The following is a 13,557-nucleotide window of genomic DNA, read 5'->3' as shown; positions in this document are numbered from 1 at the left end:
TATACCACTCCTTTATTTAGGCATTTGACTTGATGAGTTGCTCCACCCATTTTTCAACTTGACATTAAACACTTGACCGGATTGGCTTTGGAAGTAATGAATTGAGATTTTTTTACCGTTTGCGTTCAATCCATCCTTGTAAATTTTGTTCCAAGTACCGGATTCAATAGCTCGTAGTTCCTCAAGTAATTCTGTATTGTTGACCTTGTTCTTCACAGTTCCGTTTTTAGCCGCTGAAAAACCTTGTGGGTAAAGCGGAGCATCTTTAATTGATTTATAAAGATTTTGCAATCTCTTGTTACCTGCACCGCCGTTAGCAGGTAAAAATCCCATGGCGAGCAACGCAATATATTCTGCCTCTTTTGAAACCTGATACTCATTTAATAACTGCGCTCTTGCCCAAGACGAAATGCCTGCATTATTAGTGTAAGGGCTTGTTCCCGTTAACAAGTCGAATAAGTAATTATAACGGTTTTCTCCCATGATGGATACAAAGTCGTACCGATCCCGTATGAAATCCTTGTATACCTGATAATATCTGTTTTTTCTGTTGGATTTCGATTTTTCCTTGGCTTCATCGAGTAAATTTTTCAGTTCTACTTTATCAGAGGTTTCAAATGCAAAATGTCCACTTGGGTCAATATATCTCAACGGATTATTATGCACATACGTATACAGATTTTGGCTCAGCGGATTCGTCAATGTCCCTTCATACGTATCCTCGCCCATAAACCGTGCCGTTCCCGGATCGTACCAGCGGGCACGCAAGTACTGCAGGCCCGTCGTATCATCCCAATACTCGCCGGCGTAGCGCATCACGTTCGGAACGGTTTCTTCGGTTACAACTGGGCCACCCCAAATATCGTAGGAGTAACTGTTTAGCGGCGTCCCCTGCTCATCCACCAGACCGACGACATCCCTGTGACCGTTGATTTGGTAATACTGCAGCTTCCCGGAGGCTCGGTCCTGCCTTGCCGTTAACTGACCGTACAGGTCATAGACATAGGCATAGGTAAGGGTAACATTGCTTCCGGAGACTCCCGCTTCTGCGATGAGTTTGGCTTCCTCATCATAGTAATATCGCGTCGTATCTGTACCTTCCTTACGTTCATATAACAATCCGTCGCCGTTATAGGTGTAGCTGACTTCCTTGCCTTCCCCGGCCACCTGAGTTAACCGGTTCTGGCTGCCGAACGTATAATCTGCTTCCTTCAGGCCGAAAATCTTGCCGCTTCCCTGCTCCAGCCGGTTCCCGTTAGCGTCATACGTATAACTTAAATTCTTGTCACCTGATGTTTCCGTCTGAATTCGGTTCAGCGGATCGTAGGTGAATTGTCCTGACGTTCCGTTCTCCGTGCGGGAGATGATATTTTTGTTCGGGTCATAGCTATATCCGAATTCGTGCACGGATGTGCTTCCCTGCTGAACGGTTACGCCTGACAAGTCATATCCGTCATAGTTAAAACCGGTACTGAGTCCACTATCAAAGCTTCGGCGCTCCAGCAAACTGTTAGCCCCATATTCAAAGGTCATTCGATCCAGCGGAGAAGCAGACATCAAGGAAGGTCCACTGCTTCCGGTGCTGATATCCATCACCGAGACCCGATTCATTTCATCAAGCTCAGAAGATATGCGAATGGATGCTCCGGCAGCGTCCTTCAGAATATATCCGGTTTTCGACTGCGTATTATATTCATACGACACCTTGGTTCCGTCCGGAAACTCCAGTTCCTTCAGCGTTCCATCCTCAGGATTGTATGAATACGTCATCTTACCCGTAGTATCGGTCATACTGGTCCGGCGGCCTGCATCATCATAGGTGTAATTAATCGAGAAATCCGGTCCGCTCTTTGAAATAAGCTGATTCTCGGAGTCATAACCGTAGTTATAGATCTGGTTCTTACGGTCCACCACTTGCGTTACATTACTACGGTTGTCGTACTGGTAGACCGTGGTTTGATTGGCCATATCGGTCTGATTAATCACGCGGCCCATCTCGTCATACGTCTTCGTTACTTTCTGTTGGTCGGGCAGCACAACCTGAACCAGATCACCAGCCAGGCTATAAATATAGCGGGTAACCTCTCCCTTCGGATCCTTCACCAAGGTCAAGCGGCCCAGCACGTCGTACGTATACTCGGTGCGCTGCTGATTGCCGTCAATGGATGCCGTCACCTGACCGAGCAGATCGTATTCCAGATGCTGAAGCGGCGTAAACCCTCCATTTTTCCACTCTTGCGTTGATATTGTTCTTCCCAGTACATCATAGGTTTCGCGCTGTTTGTTTCCAGCAGCGTCGCTATACGTGGTTGTCCGTTCCACGACCTGATAATCCGTGCTGCTGCTGGCTCCATCAGCGTATACCGTTTTCGTGTTTCTTCCAAAAGCATCATACGTTAAGCTCGTTTTGTTGCCTTCGGCATCGGTCACTTCCGTCACGTTGCCTTCATCATCATATTCATACTCGTATAACGCATCATGCGTTTTCTCCTGAACTAGCAAACCAAACGGGTCATACTGCTCCGTCGTAATCACGCCGTCCGGTGCTGTCTGAGTGACTCGATTCAATGCATCATCGTAACGAATGGTCGAAAGCGTGCCGTCACTGTATTCAAGCTGGGTAATTCTACCCCATTTATCATAAGTGTACGCTTGCACGTTTCCGTCGCTATCTCTCTGGCTCTTGAGCTGTCCTGTCGGCCAATATGAATAGTCCGTAGTAATTACGGAGGAGCGTGAGGTTGCGTCCTTCACGACCATGCTTTGGTTTGTCAGCAGATGACGTCCATACGGGGACTCGTACTTGTACGTCTGTTCAATAAATCGTGAATCATCCCTGACTTTGGTTTTTGTCCGGTTGCCGTAAGTGTCATACTCATACTCGGATTGAGCAAGTGGTGTTCCGCCCGTTCCTTGGGACACGACCTCTTTCGTTACACTACCCTGCCCGTCATATTCCAGATGGGTAACCTGAGACTGTGTGTCGTTCATTTTGACCGTGATCATGGAAGGTTTTTTCCATTCCGCTGTTCCCGTCTTCTGCTCATATTCGTAGCTCGTATCTTGCCCCGTACTTGATCTCTCCGATGTGATGAGACCATATTCATCATAGGTGTATGTCGTGGTAACAAGCTCTGAATTGGCCGCATTTTGGATATATCGTTCTTGGAGTTGCTGCGGTGCATTTCGTTTATTCGTCTCATCATAAGCATACTCTTGGACGTAACTAATCGAATCCCCCGATTGGCGATATTCCTGCAAGTAATGAAGCGCCGGACTTGAGCTTCCTTCAAAAGAACTACTCAGCTTGTACGTTTCGTCCCATTTACTGCTGCTTACGGTCGTGGTCCAGTTCACATCTTGGCCATAACGACTCAAGTCTTCACCCGTATACTCGAAGCTGCGGGAACCCAGTATTTTTTCTCCCGATGTCGAACTGAATGTATCCTTGCGGGAGCTGACCTTAAATACATGCCTAGTTGCATAATCCCCAATCTGTTTCAATGACGCTTCATATTGAATATCGGTGATCCGAGATGTCGGGTACACGATACGAGTCAATAAAACCGTTCCGTCAGCTTCATGCTGTTCAGGCATGCTAACCAGCCCGGATAGGAAGTTAAACCTCGACACCGGATGGTTGTACACATAAGTCGTACTTCGCGACATGGAGTCAATAACCTCTGCCAGAAGCGTATAGCCTTCCTTCTGAACTTTGCGATATTCCACGCTTTGGTCCGTTCCCTCCAAAATCACAGAAAGACTCAATGTATTATGTCTGAATTGGAGAGTATTTCCTTCGCTATTCGAAATCTGTTTTAATACAAGCCCCTCGGGCGTCTGATCATATAAAAAGCTCACCGTGTTGTTATAGTGGTCTTTGATTTGTAGCAGATAACCTTGAGCATCAAAGTAGTAAACATAATCATTGAGAACCGTCAGCTTGTATTCACTTGGTTGTCCATTCACAGTTACACTTTGATCCGTTACCAGATCCATGTCATTCCAGTTATACCCTACAATGTCTAATAAATCGGACAAGGCGTAGGAGCCCACTCCAGGAAAATACAAATAACGTTTACCACCATGCTCTTGAATATGGGGAAGATCCCATCTCCAGCCCCGACCAATGCCGTAAGATGACTCCTCTCTTCGCATGCTAGTGTCATTCACGGCCTGTCCAGTTACCTCATCCTGACGGATTCCGATCTCTTCGTTCGCCTTCGAGCTGTCGTATACCCGTGTTAATGAAAACGGGATCATACCCGGAAGCTCCAAATCCACGCTAGCATAATTCAAATCACCGGTAGCCATGGAGACCGAATCTTGACCGTAGCTGTTGAAGTAGGCCGACGAGTCGTCATGGATTCGTACCTGCTCAAGAGCTGCTTCGTCCACGCCGTTTGAATCTTCAGCCAACGTTTTTGATAATGACACCACAGCCTTCTCATCATATTGCACAACATCCGGTACCTGTACATTAGCCAGAACGGTATCGGCTGCTTTTGAGCTCTTCTTACCGCCCAGAGATGAGTATATCTGATACAAGGTATATCCATCCGCAATCTTTTCTTGAACCCAAGCAATGTCTACACCATACTGCTGTGTCAACATCTGAATCGTAATCGCAGGTGAAGAAATCTCTCTTGATTTGGTTGTTACCTTGCTGCTGTCTCCATATACCAAAGAGCCCATATTCCCCAATAATAAGCTTATACATAAAACAGCTATAAATCCTCTTTTGAACACATCGTCACCTCTATCGCATCTGATCTCGAATTAGAATGGAAATACCTTTTTGCTTCGCTTCGTTACGTTGCCATTGTTGTCGTATTCATATAGAATCTCATCTCCCGTACGGAGAATCACTTTAGAAAGCCGGTTATTTGAGCCATAGTGATACTTGTTTTCCGCGGCTAGAATCATTAGAGCAGAATTGATCACCCCTTCAAGAGCGGTTCCATCTTTCTCTATTAGCTTTAAATAGTAAACCTGGCCCGCTTTGAGCTCCCATTCCAAGACGGTGTAATCCCAACCGTGCTCTCTCACCTGATCAACGGTCGTAGCCAGTTCATCGGTCAATCCAGCATCAGCGTACAATGTCACTTGAGGCTCCTTCTCGAAATTCTTGCTCTCCTTGACAACAAATCGGTATAATCCATCCGCCTCCGGTTTAAATCGATAGTAGTTCTCTTGCTTCTCTTTTAGATCGATGTCCTCTGCTCTCCGTTCCACAAGGTCGATGAACTTGTCCGTCATTTCAGTAAAAATAAAGCTTCTGGATGGTCCTGCAAAAAGTACGCCTTGAGGTGAAGACACGGTCACTTCCAGACTTGCACCATTAGGCACGACTTGTTCCTCATCCGTTCCGGTTGCCTCCCTCAGAACGTTTCCGCTCGCGTCCAGCAGCCGATAATCATAATACCGGTCTGAGACAACAGATGCATCCGTCAGCAGCTTGGCCTCAAATTGGCCCGTATTCATAAAGCTCCCCAGTTCTCCAGCAGCCAGTTCCTTCTTAAGTAACGCCTTCTCATCGCTGGCCTCTGCAGTAACTGGTATCGAATACTCATAGGTAATGGACTCCGCTGAGGTTACAGTTACCACAACGACACCGCCACCAGGAATGACAATCTCCTGATCTATTGAATTGATTTGAGCTAGTTCCGGTTTATCTCCTGGGCTATATACTACATAATCGTAAAAGCTCTTTCCTTCAAGAGCGTTCGACTTCATCCGTTGACTGGTTGTTCCCGTGTTGGTAAAGATAACACTCTCATGCTGTCTTACGGTTATCTTTTCTCCTGCTGGCAGCTCAGCAGGTTCTGCCTGGAATAGTCGATATACAGCCCCAAACAAAACTTGACTGTCCGAAGAAACGGTCACGATCACCTTATTTCCAGGCGCAACGATAGGCTCAATGCTGGTACCTGTTCGACGATCGATTTCCACGCCGGATCCATCATAGAGAACATAATCGAACGTACGGCCACTATTTACAGCCTCACTCACGATTGCCTTGTCAATCGTACTGATATTCGTAAATTGATAGCTCTGTCCCTTATTCAGGGTAGCTCTGTGGAATGCGGGTTCTGTGCTTGCTTCGACGGTAACATCGCCTGAGTACTCATAAAGAATCGGAACAGAAGAAGGGTTCGTGATCACGATATAAGACTGAGACGTGACATCAAGTTTCGAGGAAACGTCAAATCCGTCCGAGGAAAGCGTTCCATTGGTTCGATACAGTGCATAATCCATAGAACCGCCCACGATATCCGCATTGTGGCGAAGCTCAACATCAGGTCCTTTGTTATAAAGAACATATGATTCATTTGGATAGATTGTGAGATGCTCGACTACCTCGCCCGGGTCATCTTGACCGCGGAATACACGGTATAGGCCACCGAAGCTGACGGGTTCGTCTGAAGCCGTCGTTACGACTGCTTTATAGCCTGGAGCTACCTTAGGCTCCACCGTAACCCCCGTTCTTCGCGTCTGTTCTGCTCCCGTAGCATCATAGATAATGTAATCAAAGGTACGACCACCCGCCAAGGAGGCTGTACTATCCAAAAATTCACTCTCCGCACTAACATTAGTGAACGCGAAGCTTTCTCCCTTGGATAGGGTTACGCGCAGATAAGCAGGCTCTGTACTGGGCTCCACCGAAAAATCATCCGTATAATCAAACACGATGGGCTGGGTACCGGCTACAGTGACGTTCGCATAGCCTTGTTTCGGTACCTGTGGACTGGAGCTCCTGTTAAAGGCATCCGAAGATCGACTGCCATCAGCTCTATACATGACATAATCGAATATCCCGTTTACTTTACTGGCATTGTTCTTGATGGGATTAGACAGCGTCCCATGATTACGGAATATATAGGACTCCCCCGGATTGAGGGTAATCTGGCTGATAGCCTCATTCGGCCTTCCTCCGCCTTGGAACACGGTATATATGGCTCCAAAGGTCACCGGGTTATCCGACACTGCGGTTACCACTGCCTTGTTATTCGGATACACTTTGGGTTCAACGCTTGTCGCTTGTCCACGCGAGCGTTCAGTCCCATCTTCGTAATAAGTAACATAATCAAATAACCGACCGGACGAGGAGGAAGCGTCACTGTCCAAGTATTCGATATTACTACTAATATTCGTAAACTCGTAACTCTCCCCTTTATATAAGGTCACCCTTTCAAATGCAGGCTCCGCACTGCCATCAACCGCAAAATCATCGGTATAATCAAACACGATGGGCGTATTTCCGATGTTCGAGACAATCGCGTATCCCAATGAAGGAATACTCGGGCTCCCTTTTTGATTAAATCCGCTTCTGTATATGGTATCGTCGGGTCTATAAATGACGTAATCAAATAAGCCGCCAACGTTACTTGCATCATTCCGGATGGGATTTGTAAGCGATCCATTATTATAAAAAACATACGTATCTCCCGGATAAACGGTTATCCGGCTAATGGCACTGCCTCCTGTGGGCCGTACATCAAACGTTCGGTATGGGACGCCGAATGTAACAGGGTTCGCCGTAACCATCGTTAGTACTGCGGTACGTCCTGCTGCAACACTAGGTTTATTTGACGTATTCGTTCCTCTTGAGTACTCAGTTCCATCCGGTAAATAAACAACATAATCGAAGCGGTCACTGGACTTGCCGTCACTTTCCAGCGTATCCGTCTTCGTGCTCACATTCGTAAATTGATAGCTTTCTCCTTGATTCATTATGATCCTCGTATATGCTGGTTCCGCACTGTACTCACCGTTAAACATATCGTATGGGAACCCCACGGTAACCGGGTTGATCGTAGCCCCGGTAATAATGATTTCATTTCCTTGGCCTACCGCCGGCTTTGAGACACTGTTAAAGTCTGAGCTGTCTAACGTGCCGTCGGGAGCGTATTCAGCATAATCGTAACGCTTCTCCTGGCTGCTGGAAGCATCGCTTTGCAGATTAAGGGACTGATTCCCTTCATTCGTAAAAATATAGCTTTCTCCCTGATTAAGCGTAATACGATGGAGTGCTGGTGTTGAGGATAAGGAATACGTCACTTCAGGAAAAATGGAAAACGTAACTGGGAACATGCCCGAGACCGTAATGATGGTGGATGCCCCCTTTGTCTGAGAAACATTACCGCCGTGATTCATATCCTCGCCGGTAATTTTGCCATCCGCATTAAAGGTTACATAGTCAAACACAATCCCCTTCGAAGTTGACCCATTATTTGTAATGGACTTGGTTGAGGTGGACGTATTATAAAATCTGTAAGATTCGCCTGGGTATAAAGTTACCTCTCTTTTTTCTGCAAGCAATTCTACATTTGAATTATGATATACAGCATCCGTAACACTGGGCGGCGCCACTACTTCCGGTACCATCTCTTCTTCGTTAGGTTGCTGAACTCCCTCAGCTGTTGCAATAAATGGATTCCATCCGTTAAGACATAATGCAAATACCAACAGCCATGGAATCATTCGGTTTTTCTTAGACCTCACGTTCTCTGCCTCCTCTAGCCATATCATGAATCCGTCGCAGGAATTTTCCGTACCCCCTTCCACTACCTGGGACATCTTATAAATATCGGTATACTATGTAGGCAGCTGAATAGGAAAATCGACTCTATCGCTCGACAAATTATGCCCTGTAATATGTCGATATTTGTCTCCTCCTAAACAAAAAAACAACCGGAAGCACATCTCATCCAAGGAGATGTATCATACGGTTGCTCTATAAAACAATTCAGATCTACTCGGTCCAAGTACTTCTGTGTTCGTACTACTGCTGTGTCGCTAAAGGATACTAAACCGCTTGATCTATTCTTGCAGATACCGGAGGTTTTCTTAAAGAGAGAGACAGCCAGACACAGTGGACGGCCAACAACAGCAAAATGAACAGATCGTATCCGATAAAAGCATCACTATTGTCATTACCTACAAACTGTATAAAGTTGTGAAGGAAGTGGAATAGAATCAAAGGAATGATATTTTTGTTCTTCACCATCAGCAGAGCCAGTACAGCGCCTATAAGCAGAGCATATACAATCTGTAAAATCGTTTGGAATGCGTCCTGTCCTGATAAGACGTTCAGTACATGCGTGACCGCGAACAGGATGCTGGAGGTGATGACCGCGGTTTTAATGCCTTTGGGCAGCAGTGTCTTCAGAATCAATCCCCGATAGATGCTCTCCTCCACAAAACCAACGAGCAGGGTAAAGAAGATAAAGAACAGGACATCCGAAGCGCTGATATCGCGCATTCCTTTGAGCGAGATGACAATCAGAATAAGTAGCAAGGGAGAATAGTAGACCCAATCGTTGGCTGGAATACTGCTGAGCTTATGGAAACCGAGCGCATTCCACTTCTTTTTCCATGTAAAGTACACCATCAACACCAGCGCGATCGGGATAAATGAGATCAGCACAGGCGAAGTATAACTCAACTCTTTAATCGTGGCGTAAGCTCCGGCAGCAAATACGGCTAATAACAGCAGAACCTCGATAATGACTACGGTTAAAACCGGGCGGTTTTGTGAAAAAGAAACCCTAGTTTTCAGGTTTGACATGGTTCAGATCCTTCCTCTCCATAATATCCTTCAGCCATTGCCGTTCCATCTGAAAATGGTTCAATCCATACGCCAGAACCGATACCCGATAGTAATAATTCTCAGGATGTTCGATCTCAGCCAATTCTCCAGTCACGACGTTCTGCACCGCCTCAAGCATGTGAATTTCCTGATCCAGCTTAAATATGTACTCAGCCAATCGTTTTTGACGAAGGTCTTCATCCAAATAATCAAAAAAGAAAATGCGGATCAGCTGCTCATTGCGCCCTGTCTGCATCGGTCCGGACAACCAGTCGAGAAAAGCCTTTTGACCGCTAGGCAGCAGTGTATATAGCTTCTTGTTCTTGCTGTTGTCCGTTTCGGTCAGTGTGACCATGTCCTTCTCTGCGAGTCTCTTGAGCGCAGGATAAAGACTTCCGTAACTCGCTTTGTAGAAAGTGCCTACAGTGCTGTCGATTGTTTTCTTAAGATCATAGCCGCTCATTGTTCCTTCCATCAGCATGCCGAGGAGAATGTACTCCAGCAATGTCATCACCACGTTTCATATAATATATCTATTTGATATATCTATTCGATATATTTATAATTAACTTTTTTTCGAATAAAGTCAAGGGAAATTTTAACAAGCGATTCTTTTCTTCCGTTCATCCATCGCCATCCACAAAAAAAACGCCCCTAGCATCTGTTACCAGACACCAGGGACGCTTATCGCTAATTCATCTTTATTCCATGCGTTCAAACACCTTAAACCTTCGATCTTCCTGCAAAGCCACCAACATATCATTATCCACATGATAGATTTCCGTACCTTCTGGCAGCTCATTCGATGATAAATGCGTATCCGGATATTGGTCCGGCTCGAGCTGCTTCTGAATGGTGCCCGCCAAGGTCAGATCCGCCTCTGCAAAAGCCTCAGCACCCTCGATACCTTTTCCTATATACTCTTCATCATTGTACTTTAACAGAGACGCATAACTGGCCGACTGTTTACTGCCGCAGCCCATGCACAGGATCAACAATAGGCTGATGACCGGAATCCCTGTTATAATAAGCCTCTTGCCCATAAGTCTTCCTCCCATACGACATCATTCATACGGTCTCATCGTCTATCGATAAAAGCAGGCTATAGCAGCTCATCCAAACGTTCCTTCAGTCTTTGCGCATCATAGCGAATGAACGCTCCATTCACTGTTCCGACCAACACCTCATGATCCGTTACGTTCAGCGCACCGTTTCTGGCATATTGCTCTCGCAAATCCACGTTGCCGGTAATCACGTTATGCAATCTTCCCAAGCTTCTGCCGTCTTCCTTGTTCAACACCACAAGATCGCTTCCCAAACTCAGAAGTAGGTAGCGATCCAGGATTCCATAACTGCTGCCAACTAGATGGGATAGATCGTCACTCGCTTTGGAAATAGTCTCCATCTTCCAAATTACGCTGCCGGTTTCTTTATCTACCGCTGCCGGGATGCCGTTCAATGTAAGATAGACTCGCTCTCCCTCGATGGCGCCGCGGGCAGCTTTGCCTTTCACGGTCCATAATTCCCGATCTTCCAAGCTGTCATACAATACGCTTTCGTAATCGGTAGCCCCGCTGAAATACTTCCCGTTCAACGCACGCTGCACCAACAAATACCGCTCATTTAGCACCTCGAACCTTTCCATCTCATCGGCTGGATACACACCTTCGCGTTCGCCAGTTTCCGTATTGAGCAGAACCCACTCCTTGCCAAGCAGCATCCATCTTGTTGTCATATCCGTAGGAGATACCGGATCGTAGCGATAGCCTCCAGTAAAATACGGATTTCGGTTCGGATCGTCCATGAACTTTTTCCCGACTTTGTAATCCCATACGGCTTTGCCGGTTTCGGGATCGTAGGCGGTAAGCTGTCCGTTCTGCTCGATGAGCACGTACGGATCGTCCGTGCCCTGGTTCAACAAGCGGTGTTCGCCGGACAACGTCTTTTTCCAACGCTCCTTTCCGGTTTCCTGATCCAGCACGCTCAGCAAGCTTTTGGTTTCGTTCAGATCGAGCGGTTCATCCAGAACTACCGTGTCTTGCGCAGCCGTCATCGTCAGGCCAAACTCGTTCTTCGGCTTAACCTCCCATAACACTTTTCCATCCGAAAACCGGATATGCCGCACGCGGGCTACATAATCCTTTACCACCGGGTTATAAGCCGAGAACATCGTGACATACTCCCGCTCCTTATCCGTAACGGATGTATACCAGCCAAATCCCGCATCCTCCTGCCACAGCTTCATGCCGGTGCCACGGTCAATCGCATACAAAGAAGAATTATCGTGCATCCCGCTGTATCCCCCATCATCCCCCTTGAGGAGCAGGACGTTCTCGTTTGCCTCAAGCAGGAAGGTGAAGTTCAGATTACCCTGATTTCGCCAGTCGGGCTCAGCTTTTAGGGTCTTCGGCGGCGGCACGGCGGCAAAACGATAGGTAAACTCGTAATCATCGCCGGGACTGAAACTCCGTTCAAAGGATCCGGTCCCCGGAATCGTCCACTCGCTGGCCGTCAGCTTTCCGGACGGAGAGAACGTCACGGTATAATGGGCATCCCGCTGCTCATATCTCCAGGTCCCGCCAAGTATCATCGGTTTATTGGAGCTCATCTCCTGATTCCGCGATGTCTCCCTCGCCTGCGGCTCGCCAAGCAGCTTTTTCACATAAGAAGATGGGGTGCCCTTCTTGAAAAGAAACTCCGTCAAGTTGCGTACCACATCCGTCGTTATTTCCGAATTTCCATCGAGAAGCCCGTCAGGCATCGCCTTCTTGGCCGTCACGTCACTGCCTCGCACCCACATCATCGCCGGACGGTAGATCCGGTAATCTTCCTTCCACTTGGCAGGACTGATCATGACGCCATACCAGTCCTTCCACTTCGCTACGGCGATAAGAGCCGTTCCCGTTTGGGATATTGGCCATTTCATCGTGCTGCCGGGAGTAAGATATATACTGCCGCTGCTGGGCAGTTGAAGCGAGAGGGGAGAAATTTCTTTCACTAGGGCAGCCTCCTTGGACACATACCATGTCGGGAGCCATAAGTCTCCCCGGGAATCGGATTTGATTAAAGCCAATTCCCCCTTCACGGAGGTAAGCCTGAGCGTTTCCCCCTTGGTGCCGTAATAGCTCACCTTGAGTTTTGTCAGATTGCTATTCTTACTAAGCGTATTAGGAAATAAAGCAACCTTCTGCTGAATCGTAACGCGTTGGCCGGATGTAAAGCCCCCAGTTTCAGCAGCACCAGCGACTACGATACCAGTGCTCATCTGTATACCCTGAGCCGGTTGCCCAACAAGTGAAATACAGACAGCTGCCGTTATTCCGATGAATAGTCGCTTTCGGATCGATACGCGTAAACTCACAGAAACCATCCTCTCCCATACAAGCCTATATCATGTAAACGCTATTATAAGACAATATGTTCCAAAATCAAAACAAAAAAACTCCCTTCCAGGAAAGGAGTCTATCCTATATCTCTTAATGTCGTGTACATTCACGAAAGATTCTCATTAAATGATTTCTGCTGAAATTCACAATTAGCCGTCTTCCCCGCATTATCTTACATCCATACGCCAACCCGCTTCGGGTAGAGTACGGCTCGGCGTTTGCCTGCCTGTCATTATTCTGGCGCGGCTTGACACTCCGTCCGATATTTCCCCCCATAACTTCCCGAGAAAGGATGCTGGAGTCATTGATGAGTTTCTATTGCTTGCTGCTGCCGTCTCGCCAATGGTTCGATTCTCAATCCGGGGATCTTCACCAGAAATCTTGAACTCTGCGCATCCCGATAGCAGCAAGACACCAACCAATACTATGATTGCCGGCCATACCATAGTAAGCCTAATGTTTCGTTTCGCATGATGTATGGATCCCATCCCGACTGCCTCCTTATGTACTCTCTAAAGGAAAGTATAAGGAACATATCTTATCAATCAGTGGGGCAAGTTCTTAACGAATACTTAAATA

7 protein-coding genes are annotated in these 13,557 nt (G+C 47.0%); all 7 read right to left on the bottom strand.

The annotated features are described in order from the left end of the window. Nucleotides 1-12 precede the first annotated feature (12 nt). A complete protein-coding gene (locus J7E85_RS30920) occupies nt 13-4,695 on the bottom strand; it encodes an RHS repeat-associated core domain-containing protein (protein WP_215163839.1) in 4,683 nt (1,560 codons plus the stop codon). A gap of 84 nt (nt 4,696-4,779) precedes the next feature. Continuing rightward, on the bottom strand, nt 4,780-8,505 hold the full coding sequence (locus J7E85_RS30915) for a hypothetical protein (RefSeq protein WP_215163838.1): 3,726 nt from the start codon (nt 8,503-8,505) through the stop codon (nt 4,780-4,782). A 304-nt stretch (nt 8,506-8,809) separates the two neighbouring features. After that, nucleotides 8,810-9,571: a CPBP family intramembrane glutamic endopeptidase gene (locus tag J7E85_RS30910; protein ID WP_215163837.1), complete on the bottom strand. Its 762-nt coding sequence runs from the start codon at nt 9,569-9,571 to the stop codon at nt 8,810-8,812. Next, nucleotides 9,552-10,103, bottom strand: coding sequence for a helix-turn-helix transcriptional regulator (locus J7E85_RS30905; RefSeq protein ID WP_098742392.1), 552 nt, complete (start codon nt 10,101-10,103; stop codon nt 9,552-9,554). Before J7E85_RS30905 ends, J7E85_RS30910 begins: the two co-directional genes overlap by 20 nt. A 190-nt stretch (nt 10,104-10,293) precedes the next feature. After that, nucleotides 10,294-10,635, bottom strand: coding sequence for a hypothetical protein (locus tag J7E85_RS30900; protein ID WP_215163836.1), 342 nt, complete (start codon nt 10,633-10,635; stop codon nt 10,294-10,296). A gap of 59 nt (nt 10,636-10,694) precedes the next feature. Further along, on the bottom strand, nt 10,695-12,962 hold the full coding sequence (locus J7E85_RS30895) for an outer membrane protein assembly factor BamB family protein (protein ID WP_251036167.1): 2,268 nt from the start codon (nt 12,960-12,962) through the stop codon (nt 10,695-10,697). Nucleotides 12,963-13,145: 183 nt separating this feature from the next. Continuing rightward, the gene (locus tag J7E85_RS30890; RefSeq protein WP_215163834.1) at nt 13,146-13,466 is read right to left on the bottom strand and encodes a hypothetical protein; all 321 of its coding nucleotides are present in this window, start codon (nt 13,464-13,466) and stop codon (nt 13,146-13,148) included. Nucleotides 13,467-13,557 lie beyond the last annotated feature (91 nt).

Source organism: Paenibacillus sp. ISL-20, assembly GCF_018613005.1.
GTDB lineage: Bacteria > Bacillota > Bacilli > Paenibacillales > Paenibacillaceae > Paenibacillus_AQ.
Note: the sequence above shows the minus strand (reverse complement) of the source record. Positions and strands in the feature narration are given on the sequence as shown.

Bases quoted from the DNA above. Each gene is read 5' to 3' on its own strand.
- J7E85_RS30920 (WP_215163839.1), bottom strand. From the start codon at position 4,695: ATGGGCTCTTTGGTATATGGAGACAGCAGCAAGGTAACAACCAAATCA.
- J7E85_RS30910 (WP_215163837.1), bottom strand. From the start codon at position 9,571: ATGTCAAACCTGAAAACTAGGGTTTCTTTTTCACAAAACCGCCCGGTT.
- J7E85_RS30905 (WP_098742392.1), bottom strand. From the start codon at position 10,103: ATGACATTGCTGGAGTACATTCTCCTCGGCATGCTGATGGAAGGAACA.
- J7E85_RS30900 (WP_215163836.1), bottom strand. From the start codon at position 10,635: ATGGGCAAGAGGCTTATTATAACAGGGATTCCGGTCATCAGCCTATTG.
- J7E85_RS30895 (WP_251036167.1), bottom strand. From the start codon at position 12,962: ATGGTTTCTGTGAGTTTACGCGTATCGATCCGAAAGCGACTATTCATC.
- J7E85_RS30890 (WP_215163834.1), bottom strand. From the start codon at position 13,466: ATGGGATCCATACATCATGCGAAACGAAACATTAGGCTTACTATGGTA.